Below are 25,642 nucleotides of genomic sequence, written 5' to 3' on the forward strand. Positions count from 1 at the left end.
AACAAAAGGTTATGAGCACATTACAAGAACTCTCTTCAAAATCTGCAAAAATTACCTTTGATAAAAAAGTTCTTTCTGCAGTAAGCTATTTGCACCCTTATGTAAAACACCGAATTTATATTGCTGAAACCTCTGGTATTCTTCCAAAAAATATGTATTCTTCCAACGGAATTATTGATGAATGCATTATACAGCTCTACAATAATGGGTTTAATATCGATGCTGAACGCCATGCTATAAAACTAGAATTATTTAAGCTGGTTGATGATTATATGAATGAGCTCTTTAAAAAAGAAGTATTTCATAAAAATACCATTAGCACAAGTGAAATGCGTAAAAGAGAAATCGCAAAACTCGGTGAAGATTATACCATAGATGCTGATATGGATTTAATATTAAATACTGAGCTTAACGACATTTCGTACCAACGAGAAAAAGACAATGAGCTTTATTTATACGAAGACAAGGAGACCTCAATACTTAGAGCTTTTGACGTTTCTAACTTACCCACCAAAAGATCTCCTGAAGTATTTGGGCGATTTTATAATTGGCTGCCTATTAACATTTCTAACATAGTGGATTTGTATATTTTTGGAAACCTTGATTTTGAAGACATTGCCAAAATAAAGAACATCAGCAACTCTCGAGTAAAATTGATTTTTGATAGGGTTAAGAAAAGTTTTAGAACACATATTGAATAGGGATTTCATTAGAATCGTGAAGTTTCTCGCGAAGGCGCAAATATGCAAAGCTTAATAATACTGATTGCTTTTTGCTTTACACCTTATACTGTGACCGAAAACTAATTCTCCAAAACCTCTCGCATAGCTTTGGCCTTAATCAAGCATTCTTCATACTCTTTTAAAGGGTCACTTTTAGCTGTAATGGCACTACCAACGGAGTAAGACACATATTTTTTTGTCTCGTTATAAAGAATACTACGTATAATCACATTAAAATCGAAATCACCATTTGGTGTAAAATAGCCAACTGAACCAGAATATAAACCACGCTTAGTTTCTTCCAATTCCTCAATAATTTTCATTGCTGAAATCTTTGGTGCTCCCGTCATGCTTCCCATTGGAAAAGTGGTTTTCAATATATCAATAGGCTTAATATTTTCTGAAACTCTTGAAGAAATTGTTGAAATCATTTGATGCACCTGCAAAAACGTATAGACTTTGCACAGCTCTTCAACTTTTACACTTCCCTTCTCTGCTGTGTGTGATAGATCGTTTCGTACTAGATCCACAATCATAATATTCTCGCTACGTTCTTTTTCATCTTTAGACAAAGCTTCCTTAAGCTTATTATCTTCATTCTTGTCTTCTGACCGCTTTGCAGTTCCTTTTATAGGTTGGGAAATGACCTTATTACCCTCTTTTTTGATGTAGCGCTCTGGTGAAGCTGATAACAAATATTTATCCTCTAGTTTTAGGAAGGTAGCAAATGGCGGTTTTGATATGGCATTAAGCTTGTTAAACGTTTCTAATGGGTTAATCTGACTGTCTTCAGCGTAGAACTCTTGACAAAAGTTGGCTTCGTAGATGTCTCCTCGTTGGATGTGAGCGAGCATTTTGTTGACTTTTTCGAAGTAGTCGTCTTTATGGATTCTGAGTTTGATTTTTATTAGATCATTAGATTTTTGGACTGTTAGATTGTTAGATCTTTGGATCTTTACTAAATCACTTTCAATCTCATCGTCCACCATTTTTAAATATTGAATTTCGACTTCATCTCCTTTTACTAAAAAGAGTTTTTTTGGTTGAAAGAAATATAAATCCGGAAATGCTAAGCCATCAAAATTATTGGATACTAACGCTTCTGTAGTATTCTTAAGATCATAAGTGAGGTAACCGAAAATCCAATCTTTAGTTGATTGTTGGTATTCGTTAAGTCGCTCAAAAGCATCAACATAATCTGTTTTTATGGATGTAAAGGCATCTACCGCTAAAACAGCATCAAAATTGCTGTATTTGCCTGAATGATTGTTAGAATCTATCCAAACCACATCATCGAATTGCTGTGCCCAAACCAGCAATTGTTGCTTGAAATTTTCAGGATGTTTTAGTGAATGCTTAAGTGTTGTTCTCAATAGAAAAATAATTAGTGCAATTTACCGAAAATTAAACTTGGAGTAAAAAATTTTAAAACCAGTTTGGATTTTGAATGCTAAGAGGCCTTTAATTCTTAAAACGTATCTTTGTCGCTTAAAAATAAACTGTGACATTTCAAGATTTAAACTTAAACACCCCTTTATACAACGCTATTGAAGACTTAGGCTTTGAAAGCCCAACTCCAATACAGGCAGAGGCTTTCAATGTTGTGGCTTCCGGTAAGGATGTCGTTGGTATTGCACAGACTGGTACTGGTAAAACCTTTGCCTATATGCTTCCGATTCTACGACATCTTAAGTATTCGAGACAAGACAATCCAAGGGTTTTAGTTTTGGTGCCAACACGAGAGTTAGTGGTACAGGTTGTGGAAGAGATTGAAAAAATGTCGAAGTACATTAACAATCGTGTTTTGGGTGTATATGGTGGTACCAACATCAATACACAAAAACAAGCTGTGGCGCAAGGTCAGGATATTATTGTCGCTACACCTGGTCGATTGTATGACTTGGCTGTTAGTCGTGTATTGCAGTTAAAATCGATACAGAAATTAGTGATTGACGAAGTAGATGTGATGCTAGATCTAGGTTTTAGACATCAACTGATGAATATTTTTGATATTCTACCACCACGGAGACAAAACATTATGTTCTCTGCCACTATGACCCAAGATGTGGATGAATTGATAACGGATTTTTTCATCAATCCGACGAAGATTTCCATTGCTGTTTCCGGTACTCCTTTAGAGAATATCAAACAGCAACGTTACGATGTTCCTAATTTTTACACCAAGGTCAATCTTCTGGAACATCTGCTTCAAGACAAGGATGAATTTTCAAGAGTATTGATTTTTGTGGCTTATAAAAAGATGGCGGATCGTCTTTTTGATCAGCTTGAAGAGTTGTTTCCTGGTGATAGCTGTGTTATTCATTCCAACAAAACCCAGAACTATAGGTTACGAAGTATTGAACAGTTTAGTGAGGGAGAACATCGATTATTAGTTGCCACGGATGTTATGGCCAGAGGTTTGGATATTGACGATGTATCGCATGTTATCAATTTTGACACTCCAGATTATCCTGAAAACTATATGCACCGTATCGGTAGAACTGGGCGTGCAGAAAAAGAAGGTAATGCTTTGCTTTTTTCAACAGAAAAAGAACAAGAAGCCAGAGAGCGTATTGAAGCCTTGATGGACATGAAAATTGAAACGATTGACATTCCTGAAGACGTTGAAATTTCTACTGAACTCATTGAGGAAGAACGGCCGCAAATACGTGAGCACAATAATCCTATAAAACGTAGATCTGATGATGACGTTGGGCCAGCATTCCATGAGAAAAAGGAAAAGAATAAAAAAGAGAACTTAGGTGGTTCTTACAGACGTGAAATAGCCAAGAAATACAAAAAGCCTAAAACCCGTGGTGATAAAAATTATAATCGTAGAAACAAAAAGCGGAAATAGTGTCTAGTGAAAAATATTTAAAATAAAAAAGCACTTATCAAATCAATGAAAAGTGCCTTTTATATGTCAAGTACGGCAGGACCACATTTTATTATAAAATAAAATCTATAACCCTAACCTTATAGTTGGTCCTGCATTTGTACTTGATTTTCCGTAATGTCATTTATTGGCACTATTAGTCTTCCATTTTCGTTCCTTAGAACTACAGAGATACTTTTCACTTCATCAATGGTGTAGGTCTGATCATTGAAAATTATTTTTTGACCTACCTCAAATGTTTTTCTGGCGTAAAAAGTTCTGAGCAATTTCCCAACAACTTCTCTCGCTCCAAATCCAAAAGCAATGGCGAATGCCAATAGAAATGCAGCAATGATCATGTTTATGTTATTGGTGATAATCTCAGTATTAATCCCAGCTTGGTTTAATGCCGTGATTGAAATAAAGGTCAGTATTAAGAAAAAGACCACCTGGCTGATCATTTTACCACCAGATAAATCCATAGATTCAAATAATGATTTTAAACCATTCTTTACAAAGTTTGCAAACAACAAACCAAGAATAAATATGACTAAAGCAGCCAATAATTGTGGTAGATAAGATAGCAGATCACTAATCTGTTCTGTAATAATAGCTAATCCCATTATCTCTGAAGCAGTCACAAATATGACGATATACATCAGATATTTGACAATCTTAGAAACTACTTTTATAGTGTCGAAATTTAGCTTTTTACCTTCTATTATTTCGATTTCGTTTAATTTGTCATCTAGCTTATTGGCCTTGACAACTTTTAAAATTTTCTTTATTAGTTTAACAACCAATTTAGTAACAATCCATCCTATGATAAGTACTATAAGTGCACCTATTATATTTGGAAAAATTTCAGTGATCTCTAACCATATATTGGTTAGGGACTTCATTGCTACGTCTGAAAATTCACTCACTTTGTCCATACTTATTAATTTTAATGTTAGGGTATATTAAGTATTACTTTTTTCTTTTGCTGGTTACACTATCAATGATATGACCTATGTTATACGAAAATAACTCAGCCAATTCCATAAACAGCTTGGCCATTGCAATATCGTGCATGACTTTTGCCTTAAGTTCTGGCGGAACTTCCTTTAAAGGCTTGTTTATTTGCTTAAATGGATTTTCCATCTTTCGTATAATTATCGTACTTACGTACAAGTTTTTCTTTTGCTCTTTTTAAGCGCATTTTAACTGCGCTTTCACCAATATCTAAAGCTTCAGATAATTCCTTAATGGATAAATTATCTTGATACTTTAGCAATAATATCATTTTCTCATCAGGCGAAATCAACTCCATCACTAGCTTTAACTGCTCTAGTCGCATATTTTCGAACTCACGTGTAGAATCAATATCCTCACCTATATTTTGAATGTCAATACTTTCTGAACTTACAGATTTTTTTTCAATCTTTTTGGCGGTGTTTCTGGTCACATAATTTACACAATGATTGTATGTAAAAGCATACAGCCAAGTAGAAAATTTTGACTTCCCTTTGAAACTTGCCAGCTTTATAAAGACTCTTAAAAATACATCTTGTGTAAGATCTTTGGCTTCGTCAACTCCATTGGCAAATCCATAGCACTTATTATAAACCATTGTAGCATATCTATCGTACAGCACCTCAAACAACATAGTGTCGTTGGTTTTTACGATAGCTTCTACAAGCGCTTCATCGGTTAGGCTATGAACAGCTTCAGTTGTCAATTGATTTGTTAGTCTGTTAACGTTGGTTATTAAGGTTAAGACACGGGATTTATTATGACGTCACATTAATTTTAATAAAATTCCTACTTTATTATATTCGTTTAGGTCTTAATGAGTTAACCATATGGGAAGCAATATTTTATAAAATTAAGCTTTAGCTATAATAATTACAAAACTAATCTTACAATTCACCATTTTTTATTTTCAATTATTTACTAATGAGCATGTTACAGTTTGTCGGAAAGCTACAACCATTAATCGAAGTTCCAGGTGAAAAATTTTGAAACCTCTATAAAAATTTTAATTTTAAATGAATAAAAGACCAAATCTAACGTTATAATAGCCCTTACTATTATTTATTAACCGCTTATAATGAACGATTATCTACACAATACCATTCCTAATCTAAAACCTTTTGATTTTGATCGGCATCACGATTCCCATTTTATAAATCAGCAGTGGGTTCTGGTGAATGGTATTTCTAAGAAGAAAGCTATTTACACCTTTAGAAAAGATAACATCCTGGAAATTGAACGAAAGGATGCTTCTATAAAAACGTCATGGGATATAGATATCCAAAATATCTTTACCATAGAAACAGAAGATGGTATCATTACAGTTAAAGCCTATTTTAAGGATGACGATATCTTAGTTTTGAATCATCAGGACAAGCAAGAATTTGCAATGTATATAAATACGACGAATTACGAAGATGAACTCAATTCCGTTGAAGATATTCAATCTTACCTAAAGCAGAAGTACAAAAAGAAAGTAAGCAACATTATCTACGAACACGAATTCTATTACATCTCAAAATCCGAAGAGTTTGGCCCAAATACCGTTGAAGAACTTACAGAAAAGGTGAAAAACGAAGAGATTAGCGCCTATTGTTTTGTGCGCGACGTTAATGAAGGAGATTATTCTAAAAGGTTACGTATTGCGGATTTGATGAAAGAGCTATAATCATAAAGCATTGAAGATAGAAAAAGCGAACCACACTTCGACTTCGCTCAGTGACCAGTTCGACTTCGCTCAGTGACCAGTTCGACTTCGCTCAGTGGCCAGTTCGCTTTTTAGATAACCTAAATTAACTTAAGCTAAGCATGCAAAGCTCTATCATCAGTAGCAGCTAAAGCCGCTTCCTTAATGGCTTCTGCAAACGTTGGGTGTGCATGCGAATATCTCGAAATATCCTCAGCAGATGCTCTAAATTCCATAGCTGTAACCGCTTCTGCAATTAAATCAGCACAACGTGCTCCGATCATATGGACACCTAATACTTCATCTGTAGTCTTATCGGCTAAGATTTTAACAAATCCATCGATATCGCCACTTGCTCTGGCTCTCCCTAAAGCTCTAAATGGAAATTGCCCAACCTTATATTCAACTTTATCTTCCTTAAGTTCTTCTTCGGTCTTACCAACAGCAGCAACTTCTGGCCATGTATAAACCACTCCTGGAATTAAGTTATAATCGATATGTGGTTTTTGTCCTGCTAAAGTTTCAGCTACAAATACTCCTTCTTCCTCAGCTTTGTGTGCTAACATAGCTCCTCTTACCACATCGCCAATAGCATATATGTTTTTAGTGCTAGTCTGTAAATGGTCGTTTACTTCAACCTGCCCTCTATCATTGATTTTTACTCCGGCAGCTTCAGCGTTTAATCCATCTGTGTAGGGACGACGACCGACAGAAACTAAACAATAATCACCTTTAAATTCTACAACCTCACCTTTCTTGTTTTCGGCTTTTACAATCACTTCATCCCCTTTACGTTCAACAGATTGTACTTTATGAGACACTTCCATCTTGCATTTTGCTTTCTTAAAGACTTTGTTCAGTTCTTTAGATAAGCCAGCATCCATAGTTGGCAGTATTCTATCCATATACTCCACAACTGTGACTTCCGCTCCTAAACGTCTATAAACCTGGCCAAGCTCCAGGCCAATAACTCCACCTCCAATAATGATTAAATGTTTAGGCACTTCTTTTAGTTTTAAAGCTTCCGTCGAAGTAATGATTCGCTCTTTATCCAATTTTATAAAAGGCAAATTAGATGGCTTTGAACCTGTAGCGATAATGGTGTTTTTTGCTTCAATTTCTCCAGCGTCCTTGCCATCAATCTTAATGTGTGTTGCATCCTTAAAAGAACCTAAACCTTCGTAAACATCGATATTGTTCTTTTTCATTAAGAAATCAATACCACCTGTGGTTTGGTCAACTACGGCTTGCTTACGAGCTATCATTTTTTCGAGATTTACTTTGATTTCACCAGGAATCTCAATACCATGGTCTTCAAAATGTTTTGTAGCTTCTTCATAATGATGAGAAGAACTCAATAAGGCCTTACTAGGAATACAGCCTACGTTTAAACAAGTTCCCCCAAGTGTTGAATATTTTTCAATAATAGCTGTCTTCATGCCCAATTGCGCGCAACGGATTGCCGCTACATATCCACCTGGACCCGAACCTATTATTGCTACATCGTATGATTTCATAATGTTTTAATTTATTTTAAATTGAAATGCTAATTGAAATGCTCTATTAAAATTTTTGGAATCAGCTGCAGTGACATCGGTTAATCCGAAATAATATCTCACCGAAGCACTAACTTTTTCAGAAATTACAAGACTTGCTCCTGCATTGATACCAAAATCCCTATCGTAAAAATCTGATTTCACATCTGCTAAAGAACCTGTTCCGTTTTTAGCCGTCACTAACAAACCAACCTGTGGACCAGCATCAAAACTGAATTTTTCTGAAACAAAATATTTGGCCATAACAGGCAATATTATATAATTGAGTCTAACATTAGATGTATTCCCCTCACTATCGAGCTTAAATCCATATACTGAAAAAAGTAATTCTGGCTGAATAACGAAATCCTTAGCGGCATCTATCTCCATAAAAAATCCTGCATGAAAATTCACCATTGAAGATAAATTATCAGTGCCATCGCCAGATAAATTGGATATGTTTCCACCCATTTTAATACCCATTGGATGTTCTTGGGCATTGCCATTAATTCCTGCTATAAGTAGAAGAATAAAAAGTAGTCTCATTGTATTGCAAAATGAGATGCAAAAGTACAAATGTTTTGTCGGAAGGCAATGGAAATAAAATCTAGAAATAACTATAAACTATTAGACCTTTTTTGCCACTAAAGTAAGGTCTGGCTCATTGATAGTTAAAGACTTAACGATACCATCTTCAACCTGAAATGTTATATATACTGAACTTATTCCATTATACAAGAACTTGTTATTACCTACAGGATACAGACCTCCACCGAACTTGCCCAATTTACCCAGAGATAACATTTTGCGCATATTCACTTTTACCGAAAACCCTTCATTTTCTCCATCACCATAACGATAATCACCTAAATATTTTGGCATTTGATCTTCATCCAGTTTTTCATACGTCTCACCACCAGCATCGCCCAACATTTGCAAATAATCTATAAGTTTTTCGGAATTTAAAATCTGTTGACTTGTCATTTTGTCCTTCATCCTTAATCCAACCTCAGCATGTTGCAATAAACTTATACCATGTGGACCTTGAAGTTTCTGAATTCCTGGTGTCATTTCTATCATTGATTTTACAATATTATAACCTCCAAGCATCGCATAAGTGAACATGGTTGGCCTAGCTCCTTTGCTCATCAAGTAATCCACAATATCCCTTCTACCTACATTCGAAGCTGCTTCAATGGCTGATTCCCAATCTCCAAAGCTCCAATCCCATGTGGCACGAGCCAACTCAGTACGCTTATCGACCAATTCCTTAACACGGTCAAGGTCAAAATGCGACTTACCGACTACCTCACTAACAATCTCATCATCTATTGAAGGGTAACGATGAAACAGTTTTTCATCATTATTTTGATAAGATAAAATTTGATTGGCGAATGAAATACTAGGAATTGAGACAGCAAGTGCCCCAAAAATTGAACTTTTTATAACGGCTCTTCTCGATATTGATTGTGATAGTTTCATAAGACTGATTTAAATAGTCATATTAAGATATAGATAATATACCAATCAATTTATATCATTAGCAAAGAATTAACTTGGAGTTAAAATCGATTTAAGAAGGAAATCCGAGCATTTCACCCATACCAACCGTAAACAGCCAGCAGCCATAAATAGCATGTTCAATAGACACCAAAAGCGTGGATTTTGTTTTTTTGAAGGTAAGTGCAAATAGAATTCCGCCAATAAAAGTCAACACCATCACCAGCGTGTTTTTAAAGAAAAGATGCGCTAAGGAAAATAGTGCAGCATTCACCAAAATAAAAAGGGCGTCATTTCTAAACAAAGATTCGTAACGTTGAAAGAAAAACGTTCTATAAATCAGTTCTTGAGGATAGACTGAAAAAATGGTATAAATAAACAATATCAAAGCCCAGAACATGGGTTTATTCTTTATGACAACAAATAAGTTTTCTACATCGAAGATATACATGTAAATCGCTGTCAACATACTGATAGAAATTAGCTTTATTGCGGTACGCATCCAAAATTGTTTCCAGTTGATGTGTTGCCTAATCTTGAATTTGTTGTTTTCCACCTTAAGAAGTATATAGACCACATATACAAAGCCCAGACAACCTATGGCCATCTTAATCCAGATATTGAACTCCAAAGCAAAGCTTGTGGGAACCAATACAAAAATCACAAAAAACTCTATAAGTCTATACCGAATGCTTTGCATAAGCTATATTGAAATTGCTGTGGTGTGTTTTACCTCGTTGATCATAAACATACTATAAGTACTGCCAATATGATCTATTGTGGTTAATTTTTTTACCATAAACTCCCTAAACGCCTCCATGTCCTCAACTAAAACTTTGATAAGATAATCATAATCTCCACTAATATGATAACATTCCAACACCTCGTTAAGTTTTGCCACTTCCCTTTCAAACTTAACAACATAATCTTGAGTATGCTGAACTAATTTAATGCTACAAAATACCACAAAATCTTTATCCACACTCTTTTGGTCAACTAATGCCACATATTTCTTAATAGTACCATTGTTTTCAAGCTTTTTAATTCGCTCGTAAACCGCTGTAACCGATAAACCTAATGCATACGCAAGTGCCTTATTAGTTTGCTTACTATCTCGCTGCAATAGCTTTAATAGTTTTTTATCAATTTCATCGTACATCATAATTATATTTTTTCTGTTACAACGCTCTTATGATTACAAAATAAGAATATATAACTATAATACTTAATAAATATAGTTTTATTTTCTAAATAATAGTTTAACTATTGATTATTAGTCTATATATAATGACTTTTGTTAAAACCAATAATACTAGAATTATGAATTTTAAACCTGCAAACAACATACAAGATTTACAATATTTTGGAGAATTCGGTGGTGTTAACCCATCAATATCCGATTCATCAACCTATACATTCCTATCGGCAAAAACGATGTTCGATACCTTTGAAGGCAATGCAGATGGATGTTACTTATATTCACGTCATTCCTCGCCTTCAAATTTATATTTAGGCGAAGCACTTGCTGCTATGGAAGGCACAGAAACAGCGACGGTAACAGCTTCTGGAATGGGAGCCATAACACCAGTGTTATTGCAACTTTGTGCTTCTGGCGAACACATTATAAGCAGTAGAACCATTTATGGTGGAACTTACGCTTTCCTAAAGAACTTCGCACCTCGATTAGGTATAAACACCTCATTTGTGGACATCACAAAGTTAGAAACCGTTGAAGCCGCCATTACACCAAAAACCAAAGTGTTGTATTGTGAGTCTGTTAGCAACCCTTTGTTAGAAGTTGCAGATATTGAAGGTCTAGCTGAATTAGCCAAAAAACACAACCTACAATTAGTGGTAGATAATACCTTTTCCCCATTATCGATTTCTCCTGTAAAATTAGGTGCAGATGTGGTTATTCATAGTTTAACAAAATTCATTAACGGATCTTCTGATACCGTTGGTGGTGTGGTTTGTGGAACACAAGAATTTATTGACCAATTGAGAAATGTAAATGACGGTGCAGCCATGTTGTTAGGTTCTACAATGGATAGTTTGCGCTCTGCTTCAGTATTGAAGAACTTAAGAACACTTCACATTAGAATGCAACAACACAGCCAAAATGCAACGTATTTGGCTGAGAAATTTGAAAACGATGGTCTAACAACCGTTTACCCAGGATTAGCCTCTCACCCATCACATAAGTTGTTTAAATCCATGATGAACGAAAAATACGGATTTGGAGGAATGCTGACCATCGATGTTGGCACATTAGACAAAGCTAATGCCTTAATGGAATTGATGCAAGAACGTAACTTAGGATATTTAGCTGTGAGTTTAGGATTTTATAAAACCTTATTCAGTGCTCCAGGAAGCTCTACATCTTCCGAAATACCAGAAGATGAACAAGAAGCTATGGGATTAAGTGATGGACTGATACGTTTTTCTATTGGATTAGATGCTGATATTGAACGTACCTATGACATGATGAAAGCCTGTATGATTGAGTTGAATATTCTTGAAGCCGAAAAGGTATAATTAAAGACCAGACCTGCCAGTTTTTTTTATAACCTGTCGGGTCTTAATCACCTCCCTTTCAATCTTCGCCAAAGGGCATCCATAGTATATTCAAAATCCTCCATTTCTGGCGCAAATGGTTTCATGTTCAATCGGTCTCCATCTTTGAACAATCTTAAATTAAAAACCGCCTTGTAGCCATTGCGAGTTTCTACCAGTGGATATCTTAAATCTTTATATAAATAGTTATCATCAGCTGTTAACTCTACATTAAAATAGTCATTGCTAAACCATGCCAAGTCTCTAATGTCATTATATTCTGCTTTTGTCAACGCTCTTGTTTTTGGAATGGTTTGCCAATCAGAAAAACGATTAGAGGCATCAAACAAAGAATAAAAACCAACTTGGTAAGCCTCCTCGGTTTCTGCGATACCATACCAGAGCACGTTGTTTAAAATGGCAGGTTGTGTACTATATCTTGAATAGCTTATGCCTTTATCAGAAAGTGAATTTTCAAAAACATTATCAACATATATCTTGTTGAAGATGGTCAATAGCATATAAAACGAACTGATACCGATTCCTAATTTTAGCCATAAACGTCTTTGGTTACTTTTTCTGTTGAAAAACATCAAAATAATCAAACAAATTAAAAACGGAGCCGTATATAAAGGATCAGCAACAGCAATATTATTGAAAGCCACGCGATAATTTGAAAACGGTGCAAATAGTTGCGTACCATAAGGTGTGAAGCAATCTAAAATCGGATGGGTGAATAATGACCAAAAGAAAAGTTTGGTCCAGTCTTTTTGTGTTGTGGTATGTAATCGTTTTCCTGAATTGTACAATTTGTGCACCAACCAGCCCAACAAAAATGCTCCTAAAACCGAAAATAATACGGAATGCATAAACTCTCTATGAAACAACATGGCGTCAATCTCATTGCCGTACAATAAAGATCCAACAAAGACGTCTAAATCTGGAATTGTACCACCAATAGCGCCAAACAAAAGCGCTTTGTTTCCTATTTTTTTACCAAGGACAGCTTCTCCACAAGCTGCACCTAAAACGATCTGAGTTAATGAATCCATACAGACCCGTAAAAATACAATTTAGAAAATAAATAATTAATCGGATTTTTAATTGTTTAACCTGTATCTATTCAATAAATCTGTATTTTTTATAATCTGACGCTGAACACTCGTTTTTAAATTTTTTATTTCCTCATCTCGCTTAGAATTGTGAACAACATCAGAATTTGCTTCTAAAAAATTTATATAACTTAAGGTCTTCAAGTTTCTTTTAAGCTGACGATTTTCCTTTTTTATTTGCAATTCTATATGAGTTTCGTTTTTAAAACTTGATACTTCAGTACCTTTAATCTGGTTTCCCTCAAAGTGTAATTTTAATCTTGAAAAACTAACTGATTGTACTTTACGACTGAGAAAATGAATATTATTTTGAGGATAAGAATAATCATTGGATAATACCGTAGATCTACCTATAGCAATTAAGTATATACAAAATGCTAGTATTATTACAAAAAACAACACAAAATATACAGAAGCGATCATAACTTATCAGTTTTATGGTCTAATTATTAATGTGACACAGATAGTATACTCTTTTGTCACATTTTTTCGATAAACTACAGGAATAATCTTTTTAAACATTTCTTGCATATCGATAAGCCAAATACATAATTTAAAATCATTTTATTATGTAAAGTTTACACTAATAACTTAACCCATGTTCTAATAAGACAAACTAAAGTTCAATTACCCTATATTAAAATCTTTTAAATATTATATGTATTAGTGAATAAGCATTTGAATTGCACATATTATTTGTGATAAAAAAGAGAATGTCGTAACATTACAAAACTAAACTGAATTATAATGCAAGACAACGATTTATCTCAAATTGACACTGAAGACCAAAATATTATTGATAACACAGAGCTTAATATCTGGGAAGCATTAATACCTGTTTTTGCATTAGTAGGTATGTTGGCTTACAATATATATGTTTATGGTGATGATGCCTTAAGTGGAAGTAATCAATTTATTCTTTTAATGGGTGCCGCAGTTGCGGCTATTGTTGGCTTTTTTAACAAGGTCAAGTACACAAGAATGCTCGAAGAGGTTGCAGAAAATGTAAAATCCACAACTGGTGCATTACTCATACTTTTAATGGTTGGAGCACTTGCTGGTACATGGTTAATCAGTGGCATAATACCTACAATGATATATTATGGATTACAAATTCTAAATCCTACAATTTTTCTTGCTGCTAGTGTGGTCATATGTGCAATTATTTCAATAGCAACAGGAAGCTCATGGACCACATCGGCAACAATAGGCATAGCATTGATTGGTATTGGAAAAACACTTGGAATAGATATAGGAATGACAGCTGGAGCTGTACTGTCTGGCGCCTATTTTGGAGATAAAATGTCACCATTAAGTGACACCACCAACTTAGCACCAGCAATGGCTGGCGGAGAGTTATTTTCTCACATTAAGTACATGGCTCTTACTACCATACCTACTATAGTTATTACACTTATTATTTTTATTATTATCGGTCTTAATATTAACACTTCTGGGACACCCCAAATAAATGATAAATTAAATGCCATAGATGGTGCTTTTAATATTAGTCCTTGGCTTTTTATTGTTCCAGTAATAGTAATCCTAATGATAATTAAAAAAACTCCTCCTCTTATTGCTTTGTTAATTGGAGCTTTATTAGGCGGAATAACTGCAATTATTGCGCAACCTCAAATCATTACCACTATCGCTGGTGCAGAGACACTAACGTTTCAATCAGCATACAAAGGAGTAATGAATGCTTTAACGGTTGACACGGCTGTTACAACCTCGAGCGCAGAACTTAATGACCTTTTCACTTCTGGTGGCATGAAAGGTATGCTAGGCACCATTTGGTTAATTATTTGTGCAATGGTATTTGGTGGCATTATGGATGCCATAGGTGCCTTATCTCGAATTACGGACTCTTTACTAAAAATGGCTACAAGTGTATTTGGATTATTTGCCAGTACAGTTGCCAGTTGCCTTGCATTAAATCTTACAGCATCTGATCAATATTTAGCATTAGTTGTTCCTGGTAAAATGTTTAAAAAAGCTTATGAAGACAGAGGATTGGCACCAGAAAATTTAAGTAGAACACTTGAGGATTCCGGTACTGTAACCTCGGTTTTAATTCCTTGGAATACCTGCGGAGCTTACCATTCAAAGGTTTTATTTGGTTACGCAGGTGCCACGGCATATATCCCTTATGCTTTCTTTAGCATAATTAGTCCGTTTATGACTTTACTTTTCGCAGCTTTCAAAATTAAAATCAAACAATTAAGAAGCAAATAGACTAGCTATATCTTTTAATAAATATTTAAAATACATCTTCATTGTCAATCCTATATTGATGCGTAACTTTGCAGCCGAATTTAAATTTTAACATAAAAAATAAATTAAAAAAATGGCTGTATTAGTAGGAAAAAAAGCACCTCAATTTAATGCACAAGCGGTTGTTAACGGTCGCGAATTTGAAGAAAATTTCTCTTTAGATCAATTTATAGGAAAAAAGCACGTTGTGTTATTCTTTTATCCAAAGGATTTTACATTTGTTTGCCCAACGGAATTACACGCATTTCAAGAAAAGCTGGAAGAATTTAAGTCTCGTAACACTGAAGTTGTTGCCGTATCTACAGATACAGAGCAATCGCACTTTGGTTGGTTACAATTGGAAAAAAACAAAGGTGGCATCCAAGGTATTACCTATCCTTTAGTTGCTGATACTAACAAGACTATTTCTAAGAATTACGATGTCTTGGCTGGTGATTATTACTATGATGAAAATGATATGTTACAAGCTGAAGGCGAATTAATCGCTTACAGAGGGTTGTTCTTAATTGATAAGGAAGGTATCGTTCGTCATCAAATAGTGAACGATTTACCATTAGGAAGAAATGTTGATGAAGCTTTACGTATGGTAGATGCTTTACAATTTGTTGAAGAAAATGGTGAGGTTTGCCCAGCCAACTGGAACAAAGGTAAAACAGGAATGCAAGCCACTCACGAAGGTGTTGCTGAGTTTTTGGAAAAGCATGTGAATTAATTAAAAATTAACTTACAATATATATTTAGACCTTTCAAGTTTTCTATACCTGAAAGGTCTTTTTTATTTTAGAATTACAGTTTCAATTCTATTTCTGATAATCTTTTTCTATTTCAAAATTTCTTCAAGATTCTTAAATCCCTTTTCAACAGCATAATCCAGTGCTGTTTTGTTATTATTATCTTTTAAAGACTTATCCGCTCCTTTATTTAAGAGCATTTTTACTACAAGTGGCTGGTCGTACATGGTTGCAAAAATCAGAGCTGTCTCTCCATTATTGTTTTGAACATTGACATCTGCTTTATTCCGAAGCAATAAATTTACCAAACCTGTATGGCCTTTAAAAGACACACCTATTAAAGCCGTATTTCCAGCCGAATCACTAGCATCGACATCTGCGTTATACTCCAGAAGTGTTTTAACAATAGCTTCTTGATTAAAGTAGGCAGCAAAAATCAATGGCGTAAATCCTCTTGAATCTTTTATGTTAACCAACTCTGGATTTCTCTTAAGTTGCAACCTTACATTCTCCTCTTTTCCAGATTTTATGGTGTTAAAGAATAATTCTTGTTCGTTCATAATTTTATATTTTCTTAAAAGGTTATAAGATTCCTGCCGTAGTTTATCTTGAGCTTAGTAAGTAGAAAGGCAGAAATGACACATTAAAAAAGGAATGTATTTAAAAAATTACATTCCTTTTTTATTCATAAACTGTTAATCGGTCTTATTTTAAATCGAATCGATCTGCATCCATTACTTTGGTCCAAGCAGCAACAAAATCCTTTACAAATTTTTCTTCAGCATCATTTGCACCATAAACTTCAGCTACCGCTCTTAATTCGGTATTAGATCCAAAGATTAAATCAGCTCTTGTACCAGTAAACTTTACTTCTCCTGTTCTACGATCTCTTCCTTCAAAATATTTTTCATCTTCTGAAGTTGCACTCCAGGTATAAGTCATATCTACTAAGTTCTTAAAGAAATCATTAGTAAGATGCCCTACATTTTCGGTAAACACTCCATGTTTAGAACCATCGAAATTAGCTCCCAATACACGCATACCTCCGACAAGTACAGTCATTTCTGGAATAGAAAGTGACATTAAATTTGCTTTATCAATTAATAAATCTTCAGCAGCAACATCTACATTAGAATTCTGATAATTTCTAAAACCATCACCTAATGGTTTTAAGTAGTTAAATTGTTCAATATCTGTTTGCTCCTGGGTGGCATCACCTCTTCCTTGAGAGAATGGCACGGAAATATTGTGTCCTGCATGTCTTGCTGCTTCTTCTACACCAACTGTACCTGCCAATACAATAAGATCAGCCATTGAAACTGTTCCGTTGAATTCATTTTGAATTCCTTCTAAAACATTAAGAACCTTATTTAATTCTTCAGGGTTGTTCACTTTCCAACTGCGTTGTGGCTCTAGACGTAATCGTGCACCATTAGCACCACCTCTTTTGTCTGAATTTCTATAGGTTGAAGCCGAAGCCCAAGCTGTTTTTACCATTTCTGAAATCGATAAACCAGATGCAAGAATCATTTTCTTTAAGGATTCAATATCAGAATCTGTTAATGTATAATCTACTTTTGGGATAGGGTCTTGCCAAATCAATTCTTCTTTTGGCACTTCGGGTCCTAAGTATCGATCAATTGGTCCCATATCTCTATGGGTTAATTTATACCAAGCTCTAGCGAAAGCATCTTCGAATGCTTTATGATCCTTATGAAAGCGCTTAGAGATTTCTAAATACGCAGGATCGGTTTTTAAGGCAATATCTGCCGTTGTCATCATTAATTCCTGTCTTCCGTTTGGGTCACCAGCTTTAGGTGCCATTCTCGCTTTAGACTCAGCCGTTGGTCTCCATTGATGAGCACCTGCCGGACTCTTAGTTAATTCCCAGTCGTAATTTAATAATACATCAAAATAGTCGGCATCCCATTTAGTCGGATTTGGTGTCCATGCGCCTTCAATTCCACTAGTAATGACATCCTCTAAAACACCAGATTGGTATGAATTTTTCCAACCCATACTCATTTGCTCAATAGGTGCTCCATGTGGTTCTGCACCTACAAATTGGTTAGGATCTGCAGCTCCATGCGCTTTACCAAACGTATGACCACCTGCAACCAAAGCTACAGTTTCTTCATCATTCATTGCCATACGACCAAATGTTTCCCTTACATCTTTAGCAGAGCCCATAGGATCTGGATTACCATCAGGACCTTCCGGGTTTACATATATCCAACCCATCATTACGGCTGCAAGAGGATCTTCTAAATCACGCTCTTTATAATTATCACTATTACCGTAACGTGCTTCATTTGCTCCCCATTCTGTTTCACTTCCCCAGTAAACATCTTGTTCTGGCTCCCATATATCTTCTCGTCCTCCTGCAAAACCAAACGTTGGAAATCCCATAGATTCTAATGCACAATTACCAGCTAAAATCATTAAATCTGCCCAAGAAATTTTGTTTCCATATTTCTTTTTTATTGGCCATAATAACAATCTGGCTTTGTCTAGATTGCCATTATCTGGCCAACTATTAATTGGGGCAAATCTCTGATTACCAGTACCTGCTCCACCTCTACCATCTCCAACTCTATATGTACCAGCACTATGCCAAGCCATACGAATCATAAAACCACCATAGTGACCATAATCTGCTGGCCACCAATCTTGAGAATCGGTCATGAGGTTTAAAACGTCCTGTTTTAATTCGTCATAGTTTATGCTGTTAAAAGCCTCAGCGTAATTAAAATCTTCTCCTAGCGGATTTGACTTTGCTGCATGCTGTCTTAAGATATTCAGTTTAAGTTCATTTGGCCACCAGTCTCTATTTTTTACTCCTCCTCCACCAACTGCATTTTGTTTGCCACTTAAAAAAGGGCAATTACTAGCTGTACTTTCATTAAGCTCAAAGGTTTCAGTATTCTTATTATCCATTTGTATTTGGTTTTATCAGTTTTAATTTCGTTGTCTATAAATTTATGAAATTATGAGCATCTAATAAAGTCTCTATATCTTTTTATCTAATGTTTTTATAGTCAAAACTTATGATATAGGTTATTTGAATTACATTAATGCATATTAAATGATTCTTGACGTAGGAAATCTTACCAAAAAGTTGTAACTTAATGTTATCATTTAATACCTATAGTTATGAGTACTTCAGAATATACAAAAGTTTACAGCGGTAACTTCGTTATTGTAACACGTTTAAAAAGCGAATTAGAGAATACTGGGATTATTCCAATTATTAAAGACGAAGGCGAATCGCAACGTTTAGCTGGCTATGGCTCCATGAACCAAGGCTTTCAGGAAGTCTTTGTTCATAATGATGAATTGGAAAAGGCGGTTGCTATTGTGGAACGGGTTAAGGGTGAGATGGAAGCTTAAATAATGAGAATTATACGCCCTTTGTTTATTGTCGTCTTTCTTTTTGGTTGTAAAAATCAGACCAATGAATATATTCAAAAGTTTGAAAATATTCTGGGCGAAAGAAAAACTAAAGCTCTAGATTTATTAGTCTTTGATTTTGAAAATAATCTAGATAAAGTATATCCAAATATATCTCTTCAGAAAGCTTACGAGCAATATCTAAAAGATTTAATTGACCCTAAAGAAACCGATTGGGATAAGTTTAGATTTCTATCCGATGAAACACGTGCGGAATTTGAAAATAGTGGTTTAAAAAAAGAGGTTTATAATATTGAATTAGAATTCGTCGAAGAAAAAAAAGACTCTTTATTAACTTATTACTCAAACGGTGTAGGTAAATATATGAGAGCTATTTATGAAATAAAAGAGCATGACACTTTAATGATGGAATACTATAAAAGAAGAGAAATCGGTGGATTAATGCAAAACGAAATTTTCGTTAATGGCATACTGCATTTCAGACCAGACTTCAACAATTATTTCCACAAAAGAATAGTTGTTATTGAGTTTACATACTAAGCCGTCACAGCATACATCTTCTCGCGCTGCTCCTTAATCTTTTTATCACTCATATATTCATCAAAAGTCATGTAACGGTCAATGACTCCATTTGGTGTGAGCTCAATGATTCTATTACCAACAGTTTGTGCAAACTCGTGATCGTGCGTGGTTAACATTACTGTTCCTTTAAAATTTTTAAGGGCATTGTTAAAAGCTGTGATACTTTCCAAGTCCAAGTGGTTGGTTGGTTCGTCAACCATAAGCACATTGGCTCTAATCATCATCATACGACTTAGCATACAACGTACTTTTTCACCTCCAGATAATACGTCTGAAGTTTTAAGGGCTTCCTCTCCACTGAAAATCATTTTACCAAGGAATCCTCTGATGTATACCTCTTCACGTTCTTCTTCGGTGGTTGCCCATTGACGTAACCAATCCACCAAACTTAATTTGTTGTTGAAGAATTCACTGTTATCTAATGGTAAATAAGACTGATTTGTTGTTACTCCCCAATTATATTTACCAGAATCCGCTTTTTGCTTTCCATTAATGATTTCATAAAAAGCCGTAGTGGCTCTCGAATCCTTGGAATACACAACAACCTTATCACCTTTAGCTAAGTTGATATCAATATTCTTGAACAATACTTCACCATCTAAACTTGCCGATAAGCCTTCAACATGTAAAATTTGGTCACCAGCTTCGCGCTCGCGCTCAAAAATGATGGCAGGATAACGTCTGCTACTTGGTTTAATATCTGAAATATTCAGCTTATCAATCATCTTTTTTCTACTGGTTGCTTGCTTGGATTTTGCAACGTTAGCAGAAAAACGACGGATAAACTCTTCCAATTCTTTCTTCTTCTCTTCAGCTTTTTTATTCTGTTGAGCACGTTGTTTTGCTGCTAATTGAGACGACTCGTACCAAAACGTATAGTTACCCGAATAGTGGTTAATCTTTCCGAAGTCAATATCAGAGATATGTGTACAAACGGCATCTAAAAAGTGTCTATCGTGAGATACCACAATAACGCAGTTATCATAGTTTGCTAAGAAATTCTCTAACCAAGAAATGGTTTCATAATCTAAGTCGTTGGTTGGCTCATCCATAATCAATACATCCGGATTTCCGAATAAAGCCTGAGCCAAAAGTACACGTACCTTTTGCTTACCATCTAAATCTGCCATTAAGGTATAATGAAAATCTTCCTTAATGCCTAAGTTGGATAATAATGCCGCAGCATCAGAATCGGCATTCCAGCCGTTCATTTCTTCAAACTCAACTTGTAGCTCACCTATCTTTTCAGCATTCTCGTCTGTATAATCAGCGTATAGCGCATCGATTTCGGTCTTTAATTTGTATAAAGGTTTGTTACCTTTTAAAACGGTTTCTAAAACCGTATCCTCATCGTGTTTGTTGTGATTCTGCTCTAAAACAGACATACGCTTACCAGGCTCAAGGTGAACGTTTCCAGATGTTGGATCCATTTTTCCTGCTAAAATCTTTAAAAACGTTGACTTTCCTGCACCATTGGCACCAATGATACCGTAACAATTTCCATTGTTAAATGTAGTATTGACATCATCAAAAAGGATGCGTTTTCCGAACTGTACTGAAAGATTAGAAACTGATAACATTTTATAGCTTTAAAATTTGGCGCAAAAGTAGAAAATTTAAGCGATTAAGCGAAATAAAAGCACCTTATAACAAGATTTAACGTGGCATTAACAAGGCATGAAGGTTTCAACACATATTTTTGTTACACTAAATTGATGAAATTCCCCATGTTGACTAGACACATAGCTTTATCATTACTTTTGCTAACCATTGTCCTTGGATGTAAATCTAGCAGTGGAGAAAATAATGACTATGCCTATATTGGTGGTGAAATCATAAATCCCAAAAATAAAAGTGTAATACTTCACAATACTCAGGGAGAAGTCTTTGATACACTTAATCTCGACGCAAATAACAGATTTATACATAAAATAGAAAATCTAGAGTCTGGCCTATATTTAATTAGGCATGGTGGCGAATATCAAACGGTATTATTAGAACCCTCTGATAGTATAATGTTTAGACTTAACACTTATGATTTTGACGAATCATTGGTGTTTACTGGAAAAGGAGCAAAAAAGAACAATTATCTTATTAAAACTTACCTTTCTAATGAGTCTGAGGCCAAAAAATTAGTGAAATACTCTAAAATGGAACCTGAGGCTTTCAATGAATTTGTTGAAAAAAGACGAAAGCGACAATTGGAAGAATTTTATCAGTTTTTAGAATACAACGACGAATCCGAGTTTTTTAAATCCATAATTGAAGCCAATATCAATTACAATAGTTATGCAGACAAGGAAATTTATCCTTTTGCCTACTTTGGGAACAACAAACTTATTCACATTAAAGATTTACCAGAAGATTTTTATGCACATAGGGATAACATAGACTATAATGCTAATCATTTGAGTCATTTCTTTTCTTACAATCGTTTTTTATTTTCTAATATTGATAATCTGGCCATAAAAACTTATTATAAAAACAATCCATATCACAGTAAGTTTGATAGACATTCTCTAGCGTACAACAAGTCTAAATTAGATTTAGTTGATAGTATTGTTTCTGATGAAGCCATAAAAAACAATTTGCTTAAATACAAGACCAAAGATTACGTCAGTTACAACCACACAGAAGCGGAAGCTAACGAATTACTTGATTATTATTTAGCAAAGAGTACCAATGAAGAGGATAAGGCCTCTATGAAAGATTTGGTGTCTTCATTACGCCTTTTGAGACAAGGAAATCCTCTACCTAATTTAGCCGTGGTCAACTATAATGATACAGAGCACTATCTAAGATCTATTATTAATAAACCGACCATCATCTATTTTTGGTCTTCAAACTCTAAAAGCCAGTATAGAAACAGTCATTATATAGTTGCGGAGTTAAAAGTGATGTTTCCACAGGTAGATTTTATATCCATTAACGTTAACGATAATGACGATAAATTCTGGAAAAACATTATCAACAATTATGATTTTCCTACAATTAATGAATTTAAGTTCAAGGATTCTAAAGCAGCACGTAAGACATTGGCCGTAAACTATCTAAATAAAGCTATTATTGTTGATGAGAATGCTGTGATATTGCATCCTAATGCCAATATCTTTAGCTCTGAGTTTAACGAAACCCTTGAAGGACTTCTACAAAAAAAGCACCTTATCGCTAAACGTTAAGATGCTTTATAAGTGTATAAATCAGTTCTTTTCTAATTTCCTTTCTTGTAATCTGCTAAGAATTTCTCTAAGCCAATATCCGTTAAAGGATGCTTTAATAAGCCAACGATTGAGCTTAAAGGACCTGTCATAACATCTGCTCCCAATTTAGCACAATCAATAACGTGCATAGTGTGACGAATAGAGGCTGCTAATATTTGTGTTTCAAAAGCGTAGTTGTCATAGATATGACGAATTTCTGCAATAAGATTTAAACCATCTGTAGAAATATCATCCAAACGACCAATAAATGGAGATACATAAGTTGCACCAGCTTTTGCGGCTAGTATTGCTTGTCCTGGAGAAAACACCAATGTAACATTAGTTTTTATACCTCTATCAGAAAAATATTTACAAGCTTTTACACCATCCTTTATCATTGGTAATTTAATAACGATTTGATCGTGTAATTCAGCTAAAGCTTCACCTTCTCTAACCATGCCATCAAAATCGGTAGATATAACCTCAGCAGAAACATCTCCATCTACAATATTGCAAATATCAACATAGTGTTTCATAATGTTATCCGTACCAGTAATGCCTTCCTTCGCCATTAAAGATGGGTTTGTTGTTACGCCATCTAAAATGCCCATATCTTGAGCCTCTTTAATTTGGTCTAAGTTTGCTGTATCAATAAAAAATTTCATAGAAAATTGTTGTGTTTTTAGTTGCTGCAAATTTACAACTATTCGTTAGGTTGACTTCAAAGAAATAGTCAAAATATATTAACAAGTTATTGAACAATTAAGGTATACGTCTTCTGTGTACTGTGATTGCATAAAGTATCCGTATAGTAGGCATCTCCATCATCATCGTATTCTACATTAACTGGGCCTTCTACATATAAGTAAACCTCAATTTCAAAAGTTCCTGTTTCCACAGGCAGTCCTTCAAAGCTAATAATTCTGTTATTTATAAAGTAACCCACACCTTCTGGTAAATCGGCTTCATTAATTTCAAAAAAATAATCGTAATTATTATCCCTTGGCTCATTTTTTATCTCAGCTGAAATATCTACATAATAATAAGTACTGGTAGAAGCAATGGGAAATGTCTTATCTGGCAAACTTGGGTTACGACCAGCAACACAGTCTAAAAAATCGTCACAGCCAAAAAACAAAACAGTAATAAGCAATATGGGGAAGAGTTTCTGAGATTTCATAATAGCTAGATTTGAAGAACATACCTCAAATAGCGTACCAAATATCAACTATAACTCATAATGCTTCATCAGCATTTTTTCATAAACTTTATCTGGAAGGATTCGTTTTAAAACCACAGAAAACTTTTGCATAAAGGCACCAACTTTATAATGTATTCTTGGTTGAGACGTCTGAATGATTTTATGAATCGCTTTTGCCATTTCATTAGGATCTCCACCTTCATCAACATGAGCATCCATTGTTTTTAAAGAATGTCCGTATTTTTCTTTGTATGGTGAATCTTCCAATACAGGCGCATGATAGCGACCTGCCGCAATATTAGTAGCAAAATCGCCTGGTGCTACGTTGGTCATTTCAATATTAAAATCCTTGAGCTCCATCCTAAAAGCTTCGGTAATTAATTCCAAAGCACCTTTGCTCGCACTATAAACACCTCTAAACGGCAATCCCATGTAACCAGCAATGGATGTAATGTTTATAATCAATCCAGAATTTTGCACACGCATACTTGGTAAAACAGCCTTAATCACGTTGATAGGCCCAAAAAAGTTGGTTTCAAAATTGCGCTTAATTTCTTCATCAGGAATTTCCTCTACAGGACCAGTAATGCCTGCACCAGCATTATTAATTAAGACATCTATTTTATTTTCGAGCTTTAGGACTTCAGCAATACAACTTTTTATGCTTTCTGTTTTGGTAACGTCTAAAGCTATAATAGGAAATTTACTATCAGGATATTTATCAGGATTACGACTTGTTCCATAGACTACAAAACCTTTGGTTTTAAGAAATTCGCCAACCGATTTTCCAATTCCCGAAGAACCACCTGTGATTAAAACAACTTTAGACATAATAACTTATAAAAATTCAAATTGCAAAATACAAAATTCCAATAGCAAAAATTTAGAATGATGATATGAAATACTGATGGATTCGTAAACTAAATGAAGAGATTCCTGCCTTCGCAAGAATAAACAAAAAAAGGCAAGCTACCTACATCACACCGCTACGACCGCGTACCCTTGCTACGTTCCCGTCCTGGGGGATTCAGCAGGAGCTGGTTGTGTAGGACTTGCCGGCTGCAAAGATACAACCTTTTAATACTATAACCCAAACAAAATATTAGAAAATCTAATGTAAATTAAACCTGCTGCAAAACAGAACATTACACTATTTTTTTAAGTTTAACCTTAGCGATGCCATGCTGAAAATTATAAAAAACCCTATTTTATTGTAGGTGTAATTCTCGTTATGAAGTTCTAATA

The 25,642-nt window shown here is 34.7% G+C and carries 26 protein-coding genes and 1 other RNA gene; 9 read left to right on the plus strand and 18 right to left on the minus strand.

Annotated features, from left to right (window positions below; all coding sequences use genetic code 11):
- Positions 1–11 precede the first annotated feature (11 nt).
- Positions 12–701, plus strand: coding sequence for a hypothetical protein (locus SIB89_RS02945; RefSeq protein WP_412561101.1), 690 nt, complete (start codon positions 12–14; stop codon positions 699–701).
- 101 nt (positions 702–802) lie between these two features.
- Here the strand turns inward: SIB89_RS02945 and pabB are convergent, their stop codons facing one another.
- Complete coding sequence (gene pabB / locus SIB89_RS02950) at positions 803–2,095, minus strand: aminodeoxychorismate synthase component I (protein ID WP_412561102.1); 1,293 nt, start codon at positions 2,093–2,095, stop codon at positions 803–805.
- A gap of 128 nt (positions 2,096–2,223) precedes the next feature.
- On the opposite strand from pabB, the gene SIB89_RS02955 reads away from it, so the two are divergent.
- Positions 2,224–3,579: a DEAD/DEAH box helicase gene (locus SIB89_RS02955; RefSeq protein WP_412561103.1), complete on the plus strand. Its 1,356-nt coding sequence runs from the start codon at positions 2,224–2,226 to the stop codon at positions 3,577–3,579.
- A gap of 119 nt (positions 3,580–3,698) precedes the next feature.
- Here SIB89_RS02955 and SIB89_RS02960 read toward each other — a convergent pair whose 3' ends face one another.
- Genes SIB89_RS02960 through SIB89_RS02970 form a run of 3 tightly spaced genes read right to left on the minus strand, consistent with a single transcriptional unit; the run spans position 3,699 to position 5,317 of the window.
- Entirely contained in the window at positions 3,699–4,532 is an 834-nt protein-coding gene (locus tag SIB89_RS02960) for a mechanosensitive ion channel family protein (protein WP_412561104.1), read from the minus strand.
- Positions 4,533–4,566: 34 nt separating this feature from the next.
- Positions 4,567–4,740, minus strand: a complete 174-nt coding sequence (locus SIB89_RS02965) for a hypothetical protein (protein WP_202913865.1) — start codon at positions 4,738–4,740, stop codon at positions 4,567–4,569.
- The gene (locus SIB89_RS02970) at positions 4,724–5,317 is read right to left on the minus strand and encodes an RNA polymerase sigma factor (protein WP_273290252.1); all 594 of its coding nucleotides are present in this window, start codon (positions 5,315–5,317) and stop codon (positions 4,724–4,726) included. Before SIB89_RS02970 ends, SIB89_RS02965 begins: the two co-directional genes overlap by 17 nt.
- A 372-nt stretch (positions 5,318–5,689) precedes the next feature.
- On the opposite strand from SIB89_RS02970, the gene SIB89_RS02975 reads away from it, so the two are divergent.
- Positions 5,690–6,280 (plus strand): hypothetical protein, encoded by a 591-nt coding sequence (locus SIB89_RS02975; RefSeq protein WP_273290250.1) that lies wholly within the window; start codon positions 5,690–5,692, stop codon positions 6,278–6,280.
- A 134-nt stretch (positions 6,281–6,414) separates the two neighbouring features.
- Here the strand turns inward: SIB89_RS02975 and lpdA are convergent, their stop codons facing one another.
- From lpdA to SIB89_RS03000, 5 genes are all read right to left on the minus strand, one after another.
- Positions 6,415–7,815: a dihydrolipoyl dehydrogenase gene (gene lpdA, locus SIB89_RS02980; protein ID WP_412561105.1), complete on the minus strand. Its 1,401-nt coding sequence runs from the start codon at positions 7,813–7,815 to the stop codon at positions 6,415–6,417.
- Positions 7,816–7,821: 6 nt separating this feature from the next.
- The gene (locus SIB89_RS02985) at positions 7,822–8,379 is read right to left on the minus strand and encodes a porin family protein (protein WP_412561106.1); all 558 of its coding nucleotides are present in this window, start codon (positions 8,377–8,379) and stop codon (positions 7,822–7,824) included.
- A gap of 81 nt (positions 8,380–8,460) precedes the next feature.
- Positions 8,461–9,315 carry a hypothetical protein gene (locus SIB89_RS02990; protein ID WP_412561107.1) on the minus strand — a complete coding sequence of 285 codons (855 nt, stop codon included), beginning with the start codon at positions 9,313–9,315 and terminating at the stop codon, positions 8,461–8,463.
- 91 nt (positions 9,316–9,406) lie between these two features.
- Positions 9,407–10,033: a CPBP family intramembrane glutamic endopeptidase gene (locus SIB89_RS02995; protein ID WP_412561108.1), complete on the minus strand. Its 627-nt coding sequence runs from the start codon at positions 10,031–10,033 to the stop codon at positions 9,407–9,409.
- A 3-nt stretch (positions 10,034–10,036) separates the two neighbouring features.
- Complete coding sequence (locus tag SIB89_RS03000; RefSeq protein WP_412561109.1) at positions 10,037–10,495, minus strand: Lrp/AsnC family transcriptional regulator; 459 nt, start codon at positions 10,493–10,495, stop codon at positions 10,037–10,039.
- Between the two features lie 158 nt (positions 10,496–10,653).
- On the opposite strand from SIB89_RS03000, the gene SIB89_RS03005 reads away from it, so the two are divergent.
- Entirely contained in the window at positions 10,654–11,868 is a 1,215-nt protein-coding gene (locus tag SIB89_RS03005; RefSeq protein WP_412561110.1) for an aminotransferase class I/II-fold pyridoxal phosphate-dependent enzyme, read from the plus strand.
- Between the two features lie 47 nt (positions 11,869–11,915).
- Here the strand turns inward: SIB89_RS03005 and SIB89_RS03010 are convergent, their stop codons facing one another.
- Positions 11,916–12,938, minus strand: coding sequence for a metal-dependent hydrolase (locus SIB89_RS03010; protein ID WP_412561111.1), 1,023 nt, complete (start codon positions 12,936–12,938; stop codon positions 11,916–11,918).
- A 48-nt stretch (positions 12,939–12,986) separates the two neighbouring features.
- Complete coding sequence (locus SIB89_RS03015) at positions 12,987–13,421, minus strand: hypothetical protein (protein WP_412561112.1); 435 nt, start codon at positions 13,419–13,421, stop codon at positions 12,987–12,989.
- A gap of 324 nt (positions 13,422–13,745) precedes the next feature.
- Between SIB89_RS03015 and nhaC the strand changes: the two genes are divergently transcribed.
- Both nhaC and SIB89_RS03025 read left to right on the plus strand, forming a co-directional pair.
- Complete coding sequence (nhaC, locus tag SIB89_RS03020) at positions 13,746–15,233, plus strand: Na+/H+ antiporter NhaC (protein ID WP_412561113.1); 1,488 nt, start codon at positions 13,746–13,748, stop codon at positions 15,231–15,233.
- Positions 15,234–15,345: 112 nt separating this feature from the next.
- Positions 15,346–15,984 (plus strand): peroxiredoxin, encoded by a 639-nt coding sequence (locus SIB89_RS03025; RefSeq protein WP_155087241.1) that lies wholly within the window; start codon positions 15,346–15,348, stop codon positions 15,982–15,984.
- A gap of 108 nt (positions 15,985–16,092) precedes the next feature.
- Here the strand turns inward: SIB89_RS03025 and SIB89_RS03030 are convergent, their stop codons facing one another.
- Both SIB89_RS03030 and katG read right to left on the minus strand, forming a co-directional pair.
- Positions 16,093–16,563, minus strand: a complete 471-nt coding sequence (locus tag SIB89_RS03030) for an ankyrin repeat domain-containing protein (RefSeq protein WP_412561114.1) — start codon at positions 16,561–16,563, stop codon at positions 16,093–16,095.
- 145 nt (positions 16,564–16,708) lie between these two features.
- Positions 16,709–18,940, minus strand: a complete 2,232-nt coding sequence (gene katG, locus SIB89_RS03035; protein ID WP_412561115.1) for a catalase/peroxidase HPI — start codon at positions 18,938–18,940, stop codon at positions 16,709–16,711.
- A 216-nt stretch (positions 18,941–19,156) separates the two neighbouring features.
- On the opposite strand from katG, the gene SIB89_RS03040 reads away from it, so the two are divergent.
- A complete protein-coding gene (locus SIB89_RS03040; RefSeq protein ID WP_412561116.1) occupies positions 19,157–19,393 on the plus strand; it encodes a putative signal transducing protein in 237 nt (78 codons plus the stop codon).
- 3 nt (positions 19,394–19,396) lie between these two features.
- Positions 19,397–19,954, plus strand: a complete 558-nt coding sequence (locus SIB89_RS03045; RefSeq protein WP_412561117.1) for a hypothetical protein — start codon at positions 19,397–19,399, stop codon at positions 19,952–19,954.
- Here the strand turns inward: SIB89_RS03045 and SIB89_RS03050 are convergent.
- Positions 19,951–21,576: an ABC-F family ATP-binding cassette domain-containing protein gene (locus SIB89_RS03050; protein WP_412561118.1), complete on the minus strand. Its 1,626-nt coding sequence runs from the start codon at positions 21,574–21,576 to the stop codon at positions 19,951–19,953. The two genes, SIB89_RS03045 and SIB89_RS03050, sit on opposite strands and share 4 nt — an antisense overlap.
- A gap of 135 nt (positions 21,577–21,711) precedes the next feature.
- Here SIB89_RS03050 and SIB89_RS03055 point away from each other — a divergent pair, with 135 nt between their 5' ends.
- Positions 21,712–23,175 carry a TlpA family protein disulfide reductase gene (locus tag SIB89_RS03055; RefSeq protein WP_155087235.1) on the plus strand — a complete coding sequence of 488 codons (1,464 nt, stop codon included), beginning with the start codon at positions 21,712–21,714 and terminating at the stop codon, positions 23,173–23,175.
- A 32-nt stretch (positions 23,176–23,207) separates the two neighbouring features.
- On the opposite strand, the gene fsa is transcribed toward SIB89_RS03055, so the two are convergent.
- The 4 genes from fsa to ffs form a co-directional block, all read right to left on the minus strand.
- Positions 23,208–23,861 carry a fructose-6-phosphate aldolase gene (gene fsa, locus SIB89_RS03060; RefSeq protein WP_155087234.1) on the minus strand — a complete coding sequence of 218 codons (654 nt, stop codon included), beginning with the start codon at positions 23,859–23,861 and terminating at the stop codon, positions 23,208–23,210.
- 86 nt (positions 23,862–23,947) lie between these two features.
- A complete protein-coding gene (locus SIB89_RS03065; protein ID WP_412561119.1) occupies positions 23,948–24,376 on the minus strand; it encodes a hypothetical protein in 429 nt (142 codons plus the stop codon).
- 48 nt (positions 24,377–24,424) lie between these two features.
- Positions 24,425–25,228: an SDR family oxidoreductase gene (locus SIB89_RS03070; protein ID WP_412561120.1), complete on the minus strand. Its 804-nt coding sequence runs from the start codon at positions 25,226–25,228 to the stop codon at positions 24,425–24,427.
- A gap of 128 nt (positions 25,229–25,356) precedes the next feature.
- Positions 25,357–25,455, minus strand: an RNA gene (gene ffs, locus SIB89_RS03075) — signal recognition particle sRNA small type.
- Positions 25,456–25,642: the final 187 nt, after the last annotated feature.

It is taken from the genome of Winogradskyella sp. MIT101101 (assembly GCF_047126865.1).
In the GTDB taxonomy this organism is placed as follows: Bacteria; Bacteroidota; Bacteroidia; order Flavobacteriales; family Flavobacteriaceae; genus Winogradskyella; species Winogradskyella ouciana.